Source organism: Sphingomonas sp. 37zxx (assembly GCF_000786205.1).
Lineage (GTDB): Bacteria > Pseudomonadota > Alphaproteobacteria > Sphingomonadales > Sphingomonadaceae > Sphingomonas.
On sequence record NZ_JROH01000008.1, the window covers coordinates 144639 to 162055 of the forward strand.

Annotated in this window: 16 protein-coding genes; 8 read left to right on the plus strand and 8 right to left on the minus strand. The window is 65.3% G+C overall.

What is annotated here, in order from left to right; genetic code table 11:
- Nucleotides 1-2: 2 nt before the first annotated feature.
- The 3 genes from QU44_RS05385 to QU44_RS05395 are packed head-to-tail and all read right to left on the minus strand — an operon-like array spanning nt 3 to nt 1968.
- On the minus strand, nt 3-740 hold the full coding sequence (locus QU44_RS05385) for a DsbA family protein (protein ID WP_033920679.1): 738 nt from the start codon (nt 738-740) through the stop codon (nt 3-5).
- Between the two features lie 26 nt (nt 741-766).
- Nucleotides 767-1429, minus strand: a complete 663-nt coding sequence (locus tag QU44_RS05390; RefSeq protein ID WP_052134354.1) for a DsbA family protein — start codon at nt 1427-1429, stop codon at nt 767-769.
- Nucleotides 1429-1968: a DUF721 domain-containing protein gene (locus tag QU44_RS05395; RefSeq protein WP_156140948.1), complete on the minus strand. Its 540-nt coding sequence runs from the start codon at nt 1966-1968 to the stop codon at nt 1429-1431. Before QU44_RS05395 ends, QU44_RS05390 begins: the two co-directional genes overlap by 1 nt.
- 27 nt (nt 1969-1995) lie before the next feature.
- Between QU44_RS05395 and mutY the strand changes: the two genes are divergently transcribed.
- From mutY to nudC, 3 genes are read left to right on the plus strand one after another with little or no spacing between them, the layout of a single operon-like run.
- Nucleotides 1996-3069 carry an A/G-specific adenine glycosylase gene (gene mutY / locus QU44_RS05400; RefSeq protein WP_231621623.1) on the plus strand — a complete coding sequence of 358 codons (1074 nt, stop codon included), beginning with the start codon at nt 1996-1998 and terminating at the stop codon, nt 3067-3069.
- Nucleotides 3066-4400, plus strand: a complete 1335-nt coding sequence (locus QU44_RS05405; RefSeq protein WP_231621624.1) for a serine hydrolase domain-containing protein — start codon at nt 3066-3068, stop codon at nt 4398-4400. The genes mutY and QU44_RS05405 overlap by 4 nt, the downstream gene beginning before the upstream one ends.
- The gene (nudC, locus tag QU44_RS05410) at nt 4397-5323 is read left to right on the plus strand and encodes an NAD(+) diphosphatase (RefSeq protein WP_033920681.1); all 927 of its coding nucleotides are present in this window, start codon (nt 4397-4399) and stop codon (nt 5321-5323) included. The genes QU44_RS05405 and nudC overlap by 4 nt, the downstream gene beginning before the upstream one ends.
- Nucleotides 5324-5478: 155 nt before the next feature.
- Here nudC and QU44_RS05415 read toward each other — a convergent pair whose 3' ends face one another.
- Entirely contained in the window at nt 5479-6369 is an 891-nt protein-coding gene (locus QU44_RS05415; protein WP_033920682.1) for a prephenate dehydratase, read from the minus strand.
- A gap of 115 nt (nt 6370-6484) precedes the next feature.
- Here QU44_RS05415 and QU44_RS05420 point away from each other — a divergent pair, with 115 nt between their 5' ends.
- The gene (locus QU44_RS05420) at nt 6485-7180 is read left to right on the plus strand and encodes a c-type cytochrome (RefSeq protein WP_033920683.1); all 696 of its coding nucleotides are present in this window, start codon (nt 6485-6487) and stop codon (nt 7178-7180) included.
- A 131-nt stretch (nt 7181-7311) separates the two neighbouring features.
- Here the strand turns inward: QU44_RS05420 and QU44_RS05425 are convergent, their stop codons facing one another.
- From QU44_RS05425 to queF, 4 genes are all read right to left on the minus strand, one after another.
- Nucleotides 7312-8187 (minus strand): LOG family protein, encoded by an 876-nt coding sequence (locus tag QU44_RS05425; RefSeq protein WP_033920684.1) that lies wholly within the window; start codon nt 8185-8187, stop codon nt 7312-7314.
- Between the two features lie 52 nt (nt 8188-8239).
- On the minus strand, nt 8240-9520 hold the full coding sequence (locus tag QU44_RS05430; RefSeq protein WP_033920685.1) for a glycoside hydrolase family 130 protein: 1281 nt from the start codon (nt 9518-9520) through the stop codon (nt 8240-8242).
- Nucleotides 9521-9555: 35 nt separating this feature from the next.
- Nucleotides 9556-11832: a glycosyltransferase family 4 protein gene (locus QU44_RS05435; RefSeq protein WP_033920686.1), complete on the minus strand. Its 2277-nt coding sequence runs from the start codon at nt 11830-11832 to the stop codon at nt 9556-9558.
- Nucleotides 11833-11965: 133 nt separating this feature from the next.
- Nucleotides 11966-12412 carry a preQ(1) synthase gene (gene queF / locus QU44_RS05440; RefSeq protein ID WP_033920687.1) on the minus strand — a complete coding sequence of 149 codons (447 nt, stop codon included), beginning with the start codon at nt 12410-12412 and terminating at the stop codon, nt 11966-11968.
- Between the two features lie 44 nt (nt 12413-12456).
- Between queF and QU44_RS05445 the strand changes: the two genes are divergently transcribed.
- From QU44_RS05445 to QU44_RS05460, 4 genes are all read left to right on the plus strand, one after another.
- Nucleotides 12457-13980, plus strand: a complete 1524-nt coding sequence (locus QU44_RS05445; protein ID WP_033920688.1) for a cryptochrome/photolyase family protein — start codon at nt 12457-12459, stop codon at nt 13978-13980.
- Between the two features lie 94 nt (nt 13981-14074).
- The gene (sseA, locus tag QU44_RS05450; RefSeq protein WP_033920689.1) at nt 14075-14917 is read left to right on the plus strand and encodes a 3-mercaptopyruvate sulfurtransferase; all 843 of its coding nucleotides are present in this window, start codon (nt 14075-14077) and stop codon (nt 14915-14917) included.
- Entirely contained in the window at nt 14872-16110 is a 1239-nt protein-coding gene (metC, locus tag QU44_RS05455) for a cystathionine beta-lyase (RefSeq protein WP_081987871.1), read from the plus strand. Before sseA ends, metC begins: the two co-directional genes overlap by 46 nt.
- Nucleotides 16107-17402: a mechanosensitive ion channel family protein gene (locus QU44_RS05460; RefSeq protein WP_033920690.1), complete on the plus strand. Its 1296-nt coding sequence runs from the start codon at nt 16107-16109 to the stop codon at nt 17400-17402. The genes metC and QU44_RS05460 overlap by 4 nt, the downstream gene beginning before the upstream one ends.
- Nucleotides 17403-17417: the final 15 nt, after the last annotated feature.

Genomic DNA, 17417 nt, shown 5'->3' on the forward strand with positions numbered 1-17417 from the left:
GATTACGCCCCCGCGTTCTTCAGTGCCGCTTCGACCTGTTGCCAGCTTACGGCATTTTCGACCCGCTCGCCGTTGATGAAGAAGCTGGGGGTACCCTGAACTTCGGTGGCCGACTCGGTGGTCTTTACCAATTTGTCGACCAATGCGGTGTCGGCGAGGCAGGTCTTGGCCTGCGCTTCCGAAATGCCGCGCTGCTTGACGAAATCGACATAGCCAGCCGCTTGCGCGATCGCGCCGATCTGGTCCTGCGGCGGCAGCGACTGCATTTGCTGCTGCACGGCGGGCGAGATGTTCTGCAACCGGTCGAGCGTTGCCGACTGGTCAGCGTACATCTGTTCGAGCATCGGGAAGAAGGGCGCGGTGCCGCCGCAGCGGCCAAGCACCGCCGAGGCGAGATCGGGCGCGCCGTGGATCAGGAAGTCGCGGAATTCGAACGAAACCTTGCCGCTTTCGACGAGCTTGGTCAGCGGATCGAAGCCGTCGCGCGCGAAGGCGGCGCAGGCGGGGCAGGTGCGCGAGCCATATTCGACCAGCTTCACCGCCGCATCGGGATTGCCCATGCGATAGCCGCCCTCAGGGGTTTCGCTCACGGTTTCGGTCCAATTCTGGCCGGCAGGGGCGGGTGCGGCGGCAACCGGCGCGGCAGGCGCGCTGGTGTTCGATCCGCTGTCAGCGCCGTTGCACGCGGCGAGCAGGGCCAAGGAGGCGAGCGTGAGAATGGGGGTGAGGGTGTTACGCATGGAAAACGGGTCTCCTGAAAAGAATGTCAGCGGGCACCGGCGGCGAGCAGGCGCGGTTTGAGGCTTGCCCAATCGTTGCCGGGCACCAAAGTGCCGTTGACTTCGAAGCTGGGGGTGCCCTGAATCTTGGCGAACGCCGCCTCGGCCATCGCGATCAATTTGGTGCGATCGGCGGTGGCGGCAAGGCAGGCTTGCGGCTGGGTCTTTAGGCGCGGGCGGACCAGCGCGGTCAGCCCGGTCGCATCGGCTAGACCGAGCAGTTGCGTGGCCTCGGGCGTGTTGGGCGCGGGGCGATAGGCCTGGGCCTTGGCCAGCATCGCATCCTGCCCGGCGAAGACGGCGTTATGCGAGGCGACGAAATTGGCGGGGCCGGTGCAGCGCACCAGCATCGCCGCCGACAGATCGAGCCCGTCGCGCACCGCATGGCGCAGCTCGACGCTGACGCTGCCGCGCCGGACCATGCCGTCGAGCAATTCGGGCTTCGATTCGGCGACGAACGCCGCGCAATGCGGACAGGTGTAGCTGAGATATTCGACCAGCTTCACCTTCGCGGCGGGGTTGCCGATGACATAGGCCCCGTCGGTGGTCTGGCGGATGGCGGTGCGCCAGTCGCGCTGGCTCTGGGCCTGGCTCGAGCCGGTAAGCAGTGCGCCAAACAGCAGCGCAAGGACGATCAGATAGGGGCGCATCAGCTTATTTTTCCCAATATGGGGATCGAGCGGGGTTCAGCGAGGCCCGATGCCAGCGCCTCGAGCACCGCCTTTAACTCAGGATCGGCGATGTCGCGCAGCGAATCGCCGAGATCGGCTGGGACCGGGGCGCGCGGCGGGCGCGCGACGGGACGGGTGGGGCGGCGGATTTCGCCCTGGCGGAACACCAATTTGGCGACGGCGGCATAGCCGAAAAAGCGGTTTACGCGCTCGATGATCTCGGGCGCGATATGCTGCATCATCGTGGCGTGCGCCCCGCCGACGGTGAGCGTCAGCACCCCCTCGGCGCGCTTGCCGTGGGGAAAGCGGATCGATTCGGGGGCCGAAACGCGGGCATAGCGATCGCCGACGATTTCGTGCCAGCGGCTGACCACGGCGGACTGGACGAAACCGAATCGCTTGAACGCGGCACCGCCCACCTGTGGCAGCAGATCGGCGACCGGCCGCGCGCGGTTTGAGCGCGGCGGCGGCTGGATCGGTTGCCTCGTGCTCGAGGTGGTACGCGGTGTCTTCGCCATCGCGAATGTCCATGCCATAGGCCGGGCGTGTCCGCCAAGGTTCCTTTGTCCCCGCCGCAGCGCCTGCCCGCCGTCGCGCGCGATCTGCTCGATTGGTATGACGCCAATGCCCGGTCGCTGCCGTGGCGCGCCCCGCCGGGAACGCTCGCGCCCGATCCCTATCGGGTGTGGCTGTCCGAAGTGATGCTGCAACAGACGCAGGTCGCGACGGTGCGGCCCTATTTCGAACGCTGGACCGCGCGCTGGCCGACCTTTGCCGCGCTGGCGGCGGCGCAGGATGCCGAGGTGATGGCGGCATGGGCGGGGCTTGGCTATTATGCGCGGGCACGTAATCTGCTTGCCGGGGCGCGGGTGATCGCCGCCGAACATGGCGGCGAATTGCCCGATACCGAGGCGGTGTTGCGGACGATCCCCGGCATCGGCGACTATACCGCCGCCGCCATCGCGGCGATCGCGTTCGGGCGGCGGGCGGTGGTGGTCGATGCCAATGTCGAGCGCGTGGTCGCGCGATTGTTTGCGATCCAAACCCCGCTGCCCGCCGCCAAGCCGCTGATCCGCGCCGCCGCCGATCGCGTGACACCCGATGCGCGCGCGGGCGATTTCGCGCAGGCGATGATGGATTTGGGATCGGGGATTTGCACCACGCGAAGTCCGCGCTGTCTGCTATGCCCGATCCGCGCACATTGCGAGGGCTTTGACGAGGGCGCGCCCGAGCTATTGCCGGTGAAGGCGGCAAAGCGCGCGCGCCCGGTGCGGCATGGGACGATGTTCTGGCTGGAATGTGATGGGCAGGTGTTGCTGCGCCGCCGCCCCGCCAAGGGGTTGCTCGGCGGGATGCTGGCATTGCCCACCGGACCCTGGGCCGAATCGCCGCCGGGGCTGACCGATGCGCCCGCCGACATCGACTGGCGGCTGCATGACGATAGCGTCGCGCATGGCTTCACGCATTTCGAACTGATCTGCGCGCTTGCCAGCGGGACGTGGCGTCGTCATCCCGACACATTAGAGGGCGAATGGTGGCCGGTTGACGGTCTCGATTCGGCGGGACTGCCGACGGTTTTCAAAAAGGCGGCCGAGGCGATGCGGAGGATATGCGGATGACGAACGTGAAGCGCGCGATGTTGGTTTCGGTCGCGATGGCGCTGGTGGCGTGCAGCGCGGTCGACGGCGCGCCGCCGGTACAGGCACAGCGCCAGCCGGCCCCTGCACAAGCAGCGCCGCCCGCTGCACCGGCGATGCCGGCAACCAGCGCGCTTGCCGAGAATTATGTCAGCGAAAAGAAGGTGCCGGGCATCGTGCTGGCGATCGGTGCGGGCGACATGCCGACCAGCTTTATCTCGCGCGGCAGGATCGCGGTGGCTGCCGATGCGGCGGCGACCAATGCCGACACATTGTGGCGCGTCTATTCGATGACCAAGCCGATCACCGGCATGGCAGCGATGATGCTGATCGAGGACGGCAAGCTCAAGCTCGACCAGCCGATCAGCGATTTCTTCCCCGGTTTCAAGACGATGACGGTGCTGACCGATCCGGCCAACAGCCTGGCCAGCCGACCCGCGACGACGCCGATCACGGTGCGCCAGTTGCTGACGCACACCGCCGGGCTTGGCTATTCGATCAGCACCAAGGGGCCATTGCTGAAGGAATATGAGCGGCTGGGCCTGGTGCCCTTTGCCGCCAACCGCCAGCTCGAAGCGGCGGTGAAGCCGTTGCGGCCGACCAGCTTGCGCGAATTCGCCGAGCGCACCGCCACGCTGCCGCTGATCGCCGAACCGGGGACGGTGTGGAGCTATTCGATGAGCCTCGACGTGCTGGGCGCGGTGATCGAGGCGGCGTCGGGGGTGCCGTTCGATCGCTTCGTCGCGACGCGCATTTTCCAGCCGCTGGGGATGAATTCGAGCTATTTCACCGTCCCTGCCAGCCAAGTCGGGCGGCTGGCCGATAATTATATCTGGGCGGGCGACAATCTGATCCCGGGCGATCCGGCGACGGCTTCGGTGTTCCTCGACCAGCCATCGTTCGCCTATGGCGGCGCGGGGCTGGTGATGTCGGCGCGCGACTATGACCGTTTCCTGCACATGCTGCAGAATTACGGCGAGCTTGACGGCAAAAGGCTGATGCGGCGCGAAACCGCGATGCTGGCGATGTCGAACCTGCTGCCCAAGGGTGTGACCTATAAAGGCGGCGGCGGAGAGGCCAATGGCTATGGTGCGGGCGGTGTGGTGACACTGGCCGATACCCCCGGCGGTGGCCCGGCGGCGGGCACCTATGGCTGGAGCGGTGCTGCCGGCACCCATGGCTGGGTCGACCCCAAGAACGGCGTGCGCGGCACGGTGATGGTCAATTATTTTCCGTCGGAGCGCTGGCCGCTTCGGACCGACGCGGTGCGCGCGGTCTACACCGATCTGGCGGCCAGTCGCGCTCGCCCATGAACCCACCTGGTTTTACCGGCGCGACGATCGATCGCGCCGACCAGCTTCGGAACGATCGCGAGGGACTGGCAGCGGCGATGCGCGATTGGCGCGCGCGGCTGCTGGTGCTCGACGGGCTGAACCCGGTGGTTGCCGACGGGCGGCTGGTGTGGACCACGCTTGCCGATGCAGCGCCGGGGGCCGAGCTGGTGCTGTTGGGGCTGATCGAGGGCAAGCCGCATTTCGCGGCCGTTACGCCCGATGCGCCGCCCAGCGGCCAGCGCCCGCCACAGCTTTTCGGGCTGCTGGCGACGCTGCCGCGCGATGAGATGGCGCTGTATGCCGCCGCGCGCAGCCTGGTCGACTGGCATGTCCGCCATCGCTGCTGCGCGGTGTGCGGCACCGCTACTACGGCGATCAAGGGCGGCTGGGCGCGCGCGTGCGGCGAATGCGGGGCACAGCATTTCCCGCGCACCGACCCGGTGGTGATCATGCTCACCGAATGTCGCGGCCGCGTGTTGCTGGCGCGCGGGCCGGGCTGGCCACAGGGGCGCTATTCGGCGCTGGCAGGCTTTGTCGAGCCGGGCGAATCGATCGAGGAAGCGGTGGCGCGCGAAACGCTGGAGGAAGCCGGGGTCCGGGTGCGCGACGTGCGCTATGTCGCCAGCCAGCCCTGGCCGTTTCCGTCGTCGCTGATGATCGCCTGCACCGCGATGGCCGATGACGACACACTGGCGCTCGATCCGACCGAGCTTGAGGATGCGTTCTGGGCGACTCGCGACGAAGTGGTCGCGGCGATGGCGGGGGCGGGGGCGGGGGCGGGGGCGGAAGGCGCGCGGTTTCTGGCACCGCCGCGTTATGCGATCGCGCATACGTTGATGGAGGCTTGGCTGGAGGATGGTTCGCGCAGAGGCGCTGAGGGCGCTGAGGAGGGGGGAGCTTAGCCCTCAGCGAAGCTGGGGTCTCGCGAATGCGAGCGCAGGACTTGCGGCACTGGACCCCAGCTTTCGCTGGGGTGACGATATTAGGCGGATCGCTTGTCTAATCCTCGGCGTCCTCTGCGCCTCTGCGCGAACAACGCTTCATCGCGCCCCGCGCCCTACCCCCGCGCCCTTGCCTGCGGATACGAGCCCAGCACGCGCAGCCATTTCGAGTGGAAGCCCAGTTCCTCGAGCGCGCGATCGACATTGGCGTCGCCGGGTCGCCCTTCGATATCGGCATAGAATTCGGTCGCGGCGAAGCTGCCGCCGCGCTGATAGCTTTCGAGCTTGGTCATGTTGACGCCGTTGGTCGCGAAGCCGCCCATCGCTTTGTACAGCGCGGCGGGGACGTTCTTCACCTCGAAGATCAAGGTCGTCATGATCGGGCCGTCGGCGACGATCGGTTTCGATCCGCGCGCCAGCACGACGAAGCGGGTCATGTTGTGATCGGCATCGGCAATGTCTTCGGCCAGGATGTGCAGGCCATATAGCGCCGCCGCCGCCGCCGGGGCGAGCGCGGCGATGGCGGGATCGCCGAGTTCGGCGACCATCGCCGCCGCACCGGCAGTATCGGGATAGGCGGCCTGGGTGATGTCATGCGCGCGCAGCCAGTGGCGGCACTGGCCCAGTGCCTGTGGATGGCTCATCGCCTGGCGCACCTGATCGCGCGAGCCGACCCCCATCAGCGTGTGGCGAATCGCCAGGAAATGTTCGCCGGTGATCACCAGCCCCGATTCGGGCAGCAGGAAATGAATATCGGCGACTCGGCCATGCAGCGAATTTTCGATCGGGATGATCGCGCAATCGGCGCGCCCCTCGCGCACCGCATCGATCGCGTCGGCAAAGTCGAAACAAGGCAGCGGCAATCCATCGGGAAATGCTTCGCGTGCAGCGACATGGCTGTTGGCCCCCGGCGCGCCCTGAAACGCGACGGTGCGCATTGGGTCGGCGGCGGCGGCGGCGGTCATGGCATCGACCAGCGGGCGGGCGGGGGCGGCAAAGCTATCCATTGTGCGCCCGCGCCTATCGGTCGGCTCGCCGATGGGCAAGCGCGGCTTGCCGTGCAGGGAAAGCCAATCTAAAGGACAACCCTTCCTTCTCCTATGACGAGTTTTCGGTAGCGCAATGGACAATCGTACCAACACGATCGCCGGCTGGGCACTGGCCGGTTGTACCGCAGCACTTGGCCTGACGATCGCGAGCGGCATGGTCTTTCACGGCGGACGGCCCGACACGATGGGCTATCCGATCGAAGGCGTCGTCGAGGAAGGTGCCACCGCCGCTGCGGCGGTGCCGATCGCGACGCTGCTTGCCAGCGCCGATATTGCCGCGGGCGAAAAGTCGTTTTCGAAATGCGCGTCGTGCCATTCGATCAACCAGGGCGGCGCGGCCGGTATCGGCCCCAATCTATACGGCGTGGTCGGCCAGCCGCATGGCGGCAAGCCCGGTTTCGCTTATTCGGACGTGCTGAAGGGCATCGCGGGCAACTGGACCTTCGATGCGATGAACGAATGGCTGCTTTCCCCGCGCAAATACGCGCCCGGCACCAAGATGAGCTTTGCCGGCCTGTCGAACGACCAGGAGCGGGCGAACGTGATCGCGTATCTGAACGCGCAAGGGTCGAACCTGCCGCTGCCGGCGGCTCCTGCCGCCGGTGCCGAAGCTGGTACGGGTGAAGCAGCGACCGGCGATCAGGCCGATGCCGCCGCCAATGTTGCCGATTCGGCACCGACCGCGGACATGGCGAACCGCGCGACGCCGGCCCCTGGCGCGCCTTCGCAAGATCCAGCGGCGGCTGAAGAGGCTGCCAAGGTCAAGTAACTGGGTCCAGCCCTCTCCCCGGCGGGGAGAGGGTGACCGGGCGAACCAAAGGGCGGGACCGGCCACGGCGGGCGCTGCGTTACTGCCCCTCTCCCAACCCTCTCCCCGATGGGGGAGAGGGCTTTGCAGGATTAGCCTTCGGCGTCTTTCGCCGCCCAGAAATCCTGCACTACCTGCCAGCCTTCTTCAGCGGTTTCGACGAAGGTGATCAGGTCGAGGTCGCGTTCGGAAATCACGCCTTCCTCGCACAGCGCCTCGAAGCTGACGACCCGCTCCCAGAATTCGCGGCCATAGAACAGCACCGGCATCCGCTCGATCTTGCCGGTCTGGATCAATGTCAGCAGTTCGAACGATTCGTCGAACGTGCCGAAGCCGCCGGGGAACACCGCCACCGCGCGCGCGCGCAGCAGGAAGTGCATCTTGCGCAGCGCGAAATAGTGGAACTGCATCGACAATGACGGGGTGACATAGGCGTTGGGGGCCTGTTCGTGCGGCAGCACGATGTTCAGCCCGACCGATTCGGCCCCGACATCGGCAGCGCCGCGATTCGCCGCCTCCATGATCGATGGGCCGCCGCCCGAACATACGACGAAATGGCGATTGCCTTCTTCATCGCGGGGAAAGCCGCTGGCCAGCCGCGCCAGTTCGCGCGCGACGTCGTAATATTTCGATTTGTCGACCAGCCGCTGCGCGATCGCGCGCGCCTTGTCGTCCACCGCCGCCTCGAGCATCGCCCGCGCCTTTTCGGGCTCGGGGATACGCGCCGAGCCGTACATCACCAGCATCGAGGCGATTTTTGCCTCGTCGAGCAGCAAGGTCGGCTTGAGCAATTCGAGCTGGAAGCGGATCGGGCGCAAATCTTCGCGGAGCAGGAAATCCAGGTCCTGGAACGCGAGCTGATAGGCGGGATGCTCGGTCTGCGGGGTGTGGCTGCTGCCGGTACGGACGGTTTGCGCGTCTTCGTCCGCGCGGCGGAACATGCGCGATGGCACTCGTGTTTCTGTCATCGCGAGGCTTTAGGGTATCGGATGCGGGTGCCGCAACCGATACCGAACGCGATTACATCACCTCGAGCAGCGACTTGATCGGCACCGAGGCGAAGGCGACCGACGAATCGGCGACGCCATAGGGGATGAACAGATTGTCGCCATGCTTCAGCGCGCCGCACGAATAGACGACGTTGGGGACATAGCCTTCGCGATCCTGATCGGCCGCCGCCAGGATCGGGCGTGAGGTGCGGCCGATCACCATCGAGGGATCATCCTTGTCGAGCAGCACCGCGCCGATCGAATATTTGCGCATCGCGCCGACGCCGTGGGTGAGCAGCAGCCAGCCTTCATCGATTTCGATCGGTGGACCGCAATTGCCGATCTGGACGAACTCCCAGGGATATTGCGGCTTGAGCAGCAATTCGCCCTCACCCCAATTGGTGAGCGTATCCGATTTGATGAGGAACAGGTTTTCGCCGTCCTGCCGGCCGATCATCATATATTCGCCGCCGACCTTGCGCGGGAACAGCCCCATGCCCTTGTTGCGGGCGGCGCTGCCGGTCATCGGCACCAGATCGAAGCTGCGGAAATCGCGGGTACGAAGCAGCTCGGACTGAATCACCGAGCCGTTATAGGCGGTGTAGGTGCCGATCCATTCGACGCTGCCGTCGTCATGGGTGAAATTGACCAGCCGCATGTCTTCAAGGCCGTTCGACTGCGCCTTGGTGATCGGGAATATCACCGTGCCCGACAGCGTCGAATCGCGATGGCGGAACACCGTCACCTCGCCCTCGGGCATCGACTGTTCGTCGCCATGCGTGTCGGCGGCGGTGGCGAAGGGGGGTTCGGGAGCAAGGCTGAAGTCATTGTCGGCGGTGATGATCCCCTCGCGAAAGGCGACCGAGGAGATATGCCCCTCTCCCACCGCGCGCAGCGACATCAGGATTCGAATCGATCCCTCGGGCATGCCGGTCTGGTCGTAATGCGGCACCGCGCTTGGGTTCATCAGTGCGGCGGCGGCATAGCTATATTCGTGGCAGAAATAGGCACCGATCAGCTGGCGCTTTTCATCGGAGATGTTCGCGCCGTCTAGCCCGAGCAGCGCCTCGATCTCGTCATAGCGGGTCATGAAGACGCGGCGGGTCTGCCAATGGCGCGCCTCGAAATCCTTGAGCACCGCACGCAATTGTGCGCGCGCCTCGCCGGGCGACATGTCGAGCACTTCGCGCACCAGCCGTTCGGTCCGGCTGGGAGCCGATCCGTTCGACTGCCAGGCGATATGGAACGGACGTACCACCACGCGCGAGGGATCGGCATGGAGCCGAAGCTCGTGGTTAAACAAATCGAGCAATTCCCGCCCCCCCTGAAGGCCGAACGCCGCTTACATCATGCTACGGCGCGGGGCGGGTCTGCCATGAATGCGGCTGCATTTGAAAGGGAGGAAATCGCACAATTGGCCAATTGGAGTGCCAAAATCGACTCGGCGCCCTGATTTCGGTTGAGTCCGTTGGGCTGAAGCCCGTCGAAACAGCCGCCATCCTGGCTGGTGGCCAGCGGCAGATCGAGGTCGTTGGCCCCGAGATACCAGCGATATGCCTTCATCGCCTCGGTGATCCAGCGACGATCGCCGGTCGCGCGGAACGTTGCCGAACAGGCATCGACCGTCGCCTGCGCTTCGAGCGGCTGCTGATCGAAAGGCAGCGGATCGGCATAGGGACGACCGAAGCTTTCGGTGCCGATCGCGCGGAAGCGACCGCTGGGCGACGTCTGGCGCTCGACGATCCAGGCGAGGGTTGCGATGCCGCACTGGATGAATTCGGGACGACCAAGCGCATGACCCGCGCGGATCAGCGCTTCGGGCAGCCGGGCATTGTCATAGGCCAGCACGATTTCGAACCACTGCCATTCGGGGCGGCGCGCGACATTGCACAGCGCGATCAATTGCTCGCCGAAGCGATTGAGGATCGAGGTGGCAAGGCCATGTCCCGGATGCGCCTCGACCATTGCCGCTGCGCCCAGCATCGCGAACGCCTGCGCGCGCGGGCTGCCGAGGTCGAAGGCGATGCTTGCGGTCTGATCGAACAGCGCGCGTGCCCAGTCGCGATGCTTTTGCGCGCGCGCCTCGCTGGCGGTGACGCCGAGCGCCCAAAGCGCGCGACCGTTCGAATCCTCCGACCCCTGATCCTCGGACCAGGTGCGGTCGAAATTCATGAAGTTGCGGAAGCGGCGCGTGTCGGGATTCCAGGCGAATTGGACGAACGAGCCATAGACCGCCATCCATTTGTCGCGCTGTTCATCGGTTAGCGGATCGATCCGGCACATCAGGATCAGCGCGCGGGCATTATCGTCGATGCAATAGCCGTGACGGCGATCGGGCATCGAATAGATCGAATGCTGAAGCATGCCGGTGGCGTCGCTCATCCGCTCGACCGCCGACAGATCGGGGGCGAGGGTGACATATTCCGCCGCCATGCCTGGCAGCCGGCGCGGGCGAGCGGCGATGACGGCTTCGAGCTCGACCATCGCGGCTTCGGCCAGGCGCGGCCAGATCATCGTGCGGCCGCGCGCATAGGCCCGTGCCGATAGGCGATTGCGCTGCTCCTCGTCGGTCAGCAGACCGCCGATTTCGCGCGCAAAGGCTCCGGTATCGCGGAAATCGACCAGGATGCCGTGATGATCGGCCAGGATTTCGGTCGCGTGGACATAAGGGGTCGACACCACTGGTTTGCCGACGCCGACGGCGTAGGAAAGCGTGCCCGAGGTGATCTGCGCCGGATTGTGATAGGGCGTGGCATAGATGTCGGCGGCCTGGAGATAATCGAGCAATTCGTCCTGCTCGACAAAGGCGTCGATGAATTCGACATGGTCCTGCATGCCGAGCGCCGCGACCAGGGTGGCCAGGCTTTCGCGATACCGCTCACCCTCATGCGCCACCAGATTGGGATGAGTCGCGCCGAGCACGACATAATGCGCGTCGGGGCAGCGATCGACGATCGCGGGCATCGCCTCGATCACCGTTTCGATCCCCTTGTTGGGGGCGAGCAGGCCGAAGGTGAAGATCACCTCCCGCCCCTCCCAGCCGAAGCGCGCCTTCATGCTGTCTGGATCGACCAGCGGACGATCGGGAACGCCATGCGGGATCATCGCGATCGCGCGCGGCGCGGCACCATAGACCCGCAACAGGATTTCGCGGCCACGCTCGGCCATCACGATCACCTTGCTGCACCGGCGAAGAATCGCCTCCATCACCCGGCGCTCATCGGCGCTTGGGCGTTCGAGGATGGTGTGCAGCGTGACGATGACGGGCAGCGAGATACGGTCGAGCAGCGCGAGCAGGTGATCGCCCGCCGAACCGCCGTAAATGCCATATTCGTGCTGCACCCACACCGCCTTGGCACCGCTTGCCTCGATCGCGCGGGCGGTATCGACATAGGCACCCAGTTCGTGCTGCGGGATGCTGCGGGTTACTTCGGGGGGGTAGGCATAGCGTCCGGGATGATCGTCCATCGCATAGACATCGACGGTGATGTCGGGAAACTGATCGACCAACGCCTGATAGGTGTGCGTGGTATAGGTCGCCAGCCCGCATTTGCGCGGCAGGAAATTGCCGATCAGCGCGAGATGATCGACTCTGGCCGATGCGACGTCGCTAGAAGCCGACATCCGTTTCCCTTCCGTCAATGTTAAAGAGCGGCATTTCAGCCGTTTACGATCTCCTGAACGTCTTGACTGCCATATGGTTGCAATATTGCGGCGGCGCAGCATGGTTACTGTGCCGGTCGGTCACCTTAGCCGATCAGCCGCGACCGCGATAGCCGGGCACGTCCTGCGCCGGAATCCACACATCCTGCGGCGGCGTGCCCGATTGCCAGAACACATCGATCGGAATGCCGCCGCGCGGATACCAATAGCCGCCGATCCGCAGCCATTTCGGGTCCATCTCGCGGAACAGCCGGTCGCCGATGCCGACGGTGCAATCCTCGTGGAACGCGGCATGGTTGCGGAAGCTGCCCAGGAACAATTTCAGCGATTTGGATTCGACGATCGTGTTGCCGGGAACATAATCGATCACCAGATGCGCAAAGTCGGGCTGCGCGGTGACCGGGCAGAGCGAGGTGAATTCGGGCGATACGAACCGCACGCAATAGGCAAGGCCCGGGCGTGGGTTTGGAACATAGTCGAGCGTCGCCGTTTCGGGCGAGGTGGGAAGGGCGCTGGCCTGGCCAAGGAATTTCGGGGTCATGGCATGCGATGTAGGATGGGGCCGGCGCACATGGAAGCATTTGAATGACGATCCTGATTCCGGTGCTGGGCGATCAATTGTCGGACTCGCTGTCGTCGCTGCGCGATGTCGATCGCAGCCAGGCGGTGATCCTGATGATGGAGGTGATCGACGAGGCGACCTATGTCCGCCATCACCAGCGCAAGATCGCGCTGTTGTTTTCGGCGATGCGGCATCATGCGGAGCGGCTGCGCACAGCCGGCTGGACGGTCGAGTATATCCGCCTGGACGATCCGCAGAATGAGGGCGGCTTTTCCGCCGAGGTGGCGCGCGCGGTCGAGCGGCATTCGCCCGACCGGATCATCGTCACCGAAGCCGGCGAATGGCGGGTGCGCGCGATGTTCGAATCGTGGGAAGACCGATTCGACTGCGCGGTCGAGATCCGCGCCGACGACCGCTTCGTCGCGACTCATGCCGAGTTCGAGGAATGGGCGGCGGACAAGAAGCAGCTTCGCATGGAGTTTTTCTACCGCGTGATGCGGCGCAAGACCGGGCTGTTGCTCGACGCCGAGGGCAAGCCCGAGGGCGGGCAGTGGAATTACGACGCCGAAAACCGCAAGCCCGCCAAAAAGGGCGTCCGCCCGCCGCGCCCGCTGTCGTTCGCGCCCGACGCCATCACCCGCGAGGTGCTGGCGCTGGTGGCGGCGCGCTTTGGCGATCATATCGGCCATCTCGACGGGTTCGATTTCGCGGTGACGCCCGAGGACGCGCTGGCGCAGCGCGAGCAATTCCTCACCCACGCGCTGCCGAGTTTCGGCGACTATCAGGATGCGATGGTCACCGGCGAGCCGTTCCTGTGGCATGCGGTGCTGTCGCCCTATCTGAATTGCGGGTTGCTCGATCCGATCGATCTGTGCCGCCAGGTCGAGGCGCGGTATCATGCGGGGCAAGTGCCGCTGAACGCAGCCGAGGGTTTCATCCGCCAGGTGATCGGCTGGCGCGAATATGTTCGCGGCCTGTATTGGCGCGAGGGGCCGGCCTATACCGAGCGCAATTTCCTGAACGCGGTGCGCGACCTGCCGGCTTTCTATTGGACCGGGCAGACCGACATGCATTGCCTGGCCCAGGCGATCGGCGAGACGATCGACCATGCCTATGCCCATCATATTCAGCGGCTGATGATCACCGGCAATTTCGCGCTGCTGATCGGGGCCGATCCGGCGCAGGTGCAGCGCTGGTATCTCGAAGTCTATGCCGACGCTTATGAATGGGTCGAGGCACCCAATGTGCTGGGGATGAGCCAGTTCGGTGACGGCGGGCTGCTGGCGTCGAAGCCCTATGCTTCGTCAGGCGCGTATATCCAGCGCATGTCCGATTATTGCGGGCACTGCCGGTACGACGTGAAGCAACGGGTGGGCGAGGATGCGTGCCCGTTCAACGCGCTGTATTGGGATTTCCTGGCGCGCAATCGCGGCAAGCTGGGGGATAATCAGCGGCTGGGGATGCCGTATCGCAACTGGGACCGGATGGATGCCGAAACACAGGATGCGTTGCGGCAGCAGGCGGCGGGGTTTCTGGATCGGTTGTGAGCTTCCTGCCTTTCGGGAAGCTGGGCGGTAGCGGGTGTTGCCCCCGATCGGGGATGCTCTAGAGTTGGATGAGAGAACCCGCAGGAGAGACGTTATGGAATCGCTGGTGACCACCGAATGGCTTGCGAACGAACTGGGCGCGAGCGACTTGCGGGTGGTCGATGCCACCTGGCTCATGGCCGAGCCCGGCGCACGCGACGCGGCGGCCGATTATGAGCAGGGCCATATCCCCGGTGCGGTGTTCATGGACCTGGGCGAGCTTCGCGATACGTCGAGTAACCTGCCGATGATGATGCCGCCGGCGGAAAAATTCGCCAGCCGGATGCAGTCGCTGGGGTTGGGCGATGGCAGCCGGATCGTGCTGTACGACGATTCGCCGCTAAAGACCGCGGCGCGGGCATGGTTCATGCTCAAGGCGTTCGGCGCGCATGATGTCGCGATCCTCGATGGCGGGCTGGCCAAGTGGAAGGCCGAAGGGCGTGATTTGGTGAGCGGCAAGGAGAGCCTTCGCCATCGCCACTTCACCGTGTGGGAGGATCGCAAGGACATTCGCGACCTCGAACAGATGAAGGCCAATGTCGACAGCGGTGCCGAACAGGTGGTCGACGCCCGATCGGCGGCACGCTTCACCGGCGAAGAGCCCGATCCGCGCCCGGCAACGCATGCGGGGCATATTCCGGGCAGCCGCAACCTGCCGATCGGCACGATCCTGAACGAAGACGGCACCTATAAGAGCAAGGAAGCGATCCAATTGGCGTTCGAGGGCGCTGGCATTGATCCCGCCAAGCCGGTCGTTACCACTTGCGGATCGGGAGTTACCGCTTCGGTGCTGGCGTTCGGACTGCATCTGATCGGGGCCAAGGCGGCGCTGTATGACGGTAGCTGGTCCGAATGGGGTGCCGATCGCACCACGCCAAAGGCGATGGGCGCGGCGTGAATCGAGACGAACCCGGCGAAATCGAGCATGAAACCCGCGTCGTCCAGGCTGGCCGACGCGCCGAATGGACCCAGGGGATCGTCAATCCGCCGGTGTGGCGCGCATCGACGATCCTGTATGATTCGGTCGCCGATCTGCGTGCGGCGGGCAAGCGCAACGACCGGCACCAGTTATTCTATGGCCGGCGCGGCACGCCCACCCAGTGGAGCCTGGCCGATGCACTGACCGAGCTGGAGCCGGGGGCAGAGGGCACGTTGCTGTTCCCATCGGGCGTCGCGGCGATTGCCAGCGTGTTGCTGGCGGTGCTGTCGCCGGGCGATGAATTGTTGCTGCCCGACAGCAGCTATGACCCGACGCGCAGCCTGGGCGGCGGGCTGCTGGCGCGGATGGGGATCACCACGCGATTTTATGATCCGATGATCGGCGCAGGCATTGCCGAGATGATCGGCGAGCGCACCCGCGCGATCTTCATGGAAAGCCCCGGCAGCCTGACGTTCGAGGTGCAGGACGTGCCAGCGATCGTCGCCGCGGCGCGCGCGCGCGGGATCGTGACGTTGCTCGACAATACATGGGCGACGCCGTTGCTGTTTCCGGCGATTGCGCGCGGGGTGGATTACACGATCCTTGCCTGCACCAAATATATCGTCGGCCATTCGGACGTGATGCTGGGATCGGTGACCGCCGGCCCCGGTCGCTATGAGGCGCTTCGCGCCGCGACCTATCAATTGGGGCAATGCGTCAGCCCCGACGATGCCTGGCTCGGCAGCCGCGGCTTGCGGACGATGGCGCTGCGGCTGAAGGCGCAGGGCGCGGCGGCGCTGCAGATCGCGCAGTGGCTGAAGGCGCAGCCAGACGTCGCGCGGGTGCTGCACCCGGCCTTGCCCGATTGCCCCGGCCACGACGTGTTCGTGCGTGATTTCGCGGGTGGATCGGGGTTGTTCAGCTTCATGCTCGAGGGCGGCGACGAGGCTGCGCGTGCGGCGTTGATCGACGGCCTGGCGCATTTCGGCATCGGCTATAGCTGGGGCGGGTTCGAAAGCCTGGCGCTGCCGGTCGATCCGCAACATCATCGAAGCGCAACCCGGTGGCAGGCGCAAGGACCGCTGGTGCGGTTGCAGATCGGGCTGGAAGCCGCCGACGACCTGATCGCCGATCTCGATGCCGGGCTGGCGCGCTTTCGCGCCGCGCGATGAACGTCGTTACCGACTGGCTGGCGGCGAATGGTTTTGCCGTGCCGACCCAGCCGCAACTGATCGAAGCGGCGATTGCCGGCGCGTTGACGATCGCGGCATTGGCGCTGGGCTGGCTCGCCTCGCGCACGATCGGGCCACGGCTGGCGCAGATCGCCGCCGATCGTGCAGGGTTCAAGGACGGGCCGTTCCACCCGCGCATCTGTGAGGTTGTCCGGCATCTGACCGCCGCGCTGCTGCTGGCGATCATCCTGGGGGTGCGAAGCTGGCAGGCGCTGGCGACTCTGCCAATCGGTTTTGCGCTTAGCGTGGCGGCGGCGCTGGCGAGCGTGGCGCTGTTGCGGGGGGCCAATCTGTCGCGCTGGGTATCGTGGGGGATCGCGGTGTTCGTGTTTACGGCACTGTTCAGCCATGCGGTCGGCGGTTTCACCCCGATCACTACGGTGCTGGGGCGAATCGGGCTGGAGGTCGGCACCAAGCGGGTGACCTTGCTCTCGGTGGTGACGCTGGTGATCGGATCGGTCGCGATCTTTGCCATCGCGCGGCTGGCCAATCGCGTGATCGGCCATGCGATCGGGCAGGCGGGGGGCTTTGATCCGGCGCAAAAGCTGTTGTTCCAAAAGCTTTCGGGCATCGCCGTGATCGTCGTCGCCTTCTTCATCGGCGTCGACATGCTCGGCATCGACCTTACGACCTTTGCGGTGTTTGGCGGCGCGTTCGGCCTGGCGATCGGCTTTGGCCTGCAAAAGACGATCGGCAATCTGATCGCCGGGATCATCCTGCTGATGGACCGATCGATCAAGCCCGGCGATGTCATCGTCATCGGCGGCGCGGTGGGGCAGGTGAACAAGATCGGCGTGCGCGCGGTGAGCATCATCACCCGTGACGGCAAGGAGCATCTGATCCCCAACGAGAATCTGATGACTCAGGAGGTCGAGAACTGGTCGTTTTCCGATCGCAACGTGCGGGTGCGTATCTCGGTCGGCGTTTCGTACAACAGCGATCTGAAACTGGCGCAGGAACTGATGCTGCGCGCCGCCAATGAAAGCCCGCGCGTGCTGAAAAGCCCCAAGCCCAATGTCTGGCTGAAGGGGTTTGGCGACAGCGCGGTCGATCACGAGATCCTGGCCTGGGTCAGCGATCCCGAAAGCGGCATCGGCAATGTCCGGTCGGACGTGCTCAACCGCTTGTGGTGGCTGTTCAAGGAACATGGCATCGAAATCCCGTTCCCGCAGCGTGACGTGACGATCCGCAACTGGCCTGCTGCTGCCCTCGTCGAGGTGCCTGGCGCGTGAGGACCGCCCCGATGG

Excerpts from the sequence above, each read along its gene's own strand:
- QU44_RS05435 (WP_033920686.1), bottom strand. The coding sequence starts at position 11,832 with ATGTCGGCTTCTAGCGACGTCGCATCGGCCAGAGTCGATCATCTCGCG.
- QU44_RS05415 (WP_033920682.1), bottom strand. The coding sequence starts at position 6,369 with ATGGATAGCTTTGCCGCCCCCGCCCGCCCGCTGGTCGATGCCATGACC.
- nudC (WP_033920681.1), top strand. The coding sequence starts at position 4,397 with ATGAACCCACCTGGTTTTACCGGCGCGACGATCGATCGCGCCGACCAG.
- QU44_RS05460 (WP_033920690.1), top strand. The coding sequence starts at position 16,107 with ATGAACGTCGTTACCGACTGGCTGGCGGCGAATGGTTTTGCCGTGCCG.
- QU44_RS05420 (WP_033920683.1), top strand. The coding sequence starts at position 6,485 with ATGGACAATCGTACCAACACGATCGCCGGCTGGGCACTGGCCGGTTGT.
- QU44_RS05395 (WP_156140948.1), bottom strand. The coding sequence starts at position 1,968 with ATGGCGAAGACACCGCGTACCACCTCGAGCACGAGGCAACCGATCCAG.
- sseA (WP_033920689.1), top strand. The coding sequence starts at position 14,075 with ATGGAATCGCTGGTGACCACCGAATGGCTTGCGAACGAACTGGGCGCG.
- QU44_RS05405 (WP_231621624.1), top strand. The coding sequence starts at position 3,066 with ATGACGAACGTGAAGCGCGCGATGTTGGTTTCGGTCGCGATGGCGCTG.
- QU44_RS05390 (WP_052134354.1), bottom strand. The coding sequence starts at position 1,429 with ATGCGCCCCTATCTGATCGTCCTTGCGCTGCTGTTTGGCGCACTGCTT.
- metC (WP_081987871.1), top strand. The coding sequence starts at position 14,872 with ATGGGGTGCCGATCGCACCACGCCAAAGGCGATGGGCGCGGCGTGAAT.
- queF (WP_033920687.1), bottom strand. The coding sequence starts at position 12,412 with ATGACCCCGAAATTCCTTGGCCAGGCCAGCGCCCTTCCCACCTCGCCC.
- QU44_RS05425 (WP_033920684.1), bottom strand. The coding sequence starts at position 8,187 with ATGACAGAAACACGAGTGCCATCGCGCATGTTCCGCCGCGCGGACGAA.
- QU44_RS05385 (WP_033920679.1), bottom strand. The coding sequence starts at position 740 with ATGCGTAACACCCTCACCCCCATTCTCACGCTCGCCTCCTTGGCCCTG.
- QU44_RS05445 (WP_033920688.1), top strand. The coding sequence starts at position 12,457 with ATGACGATCCTGATTCCGGTGCTGGGCGATCAATTGTCGGACTCGCTG.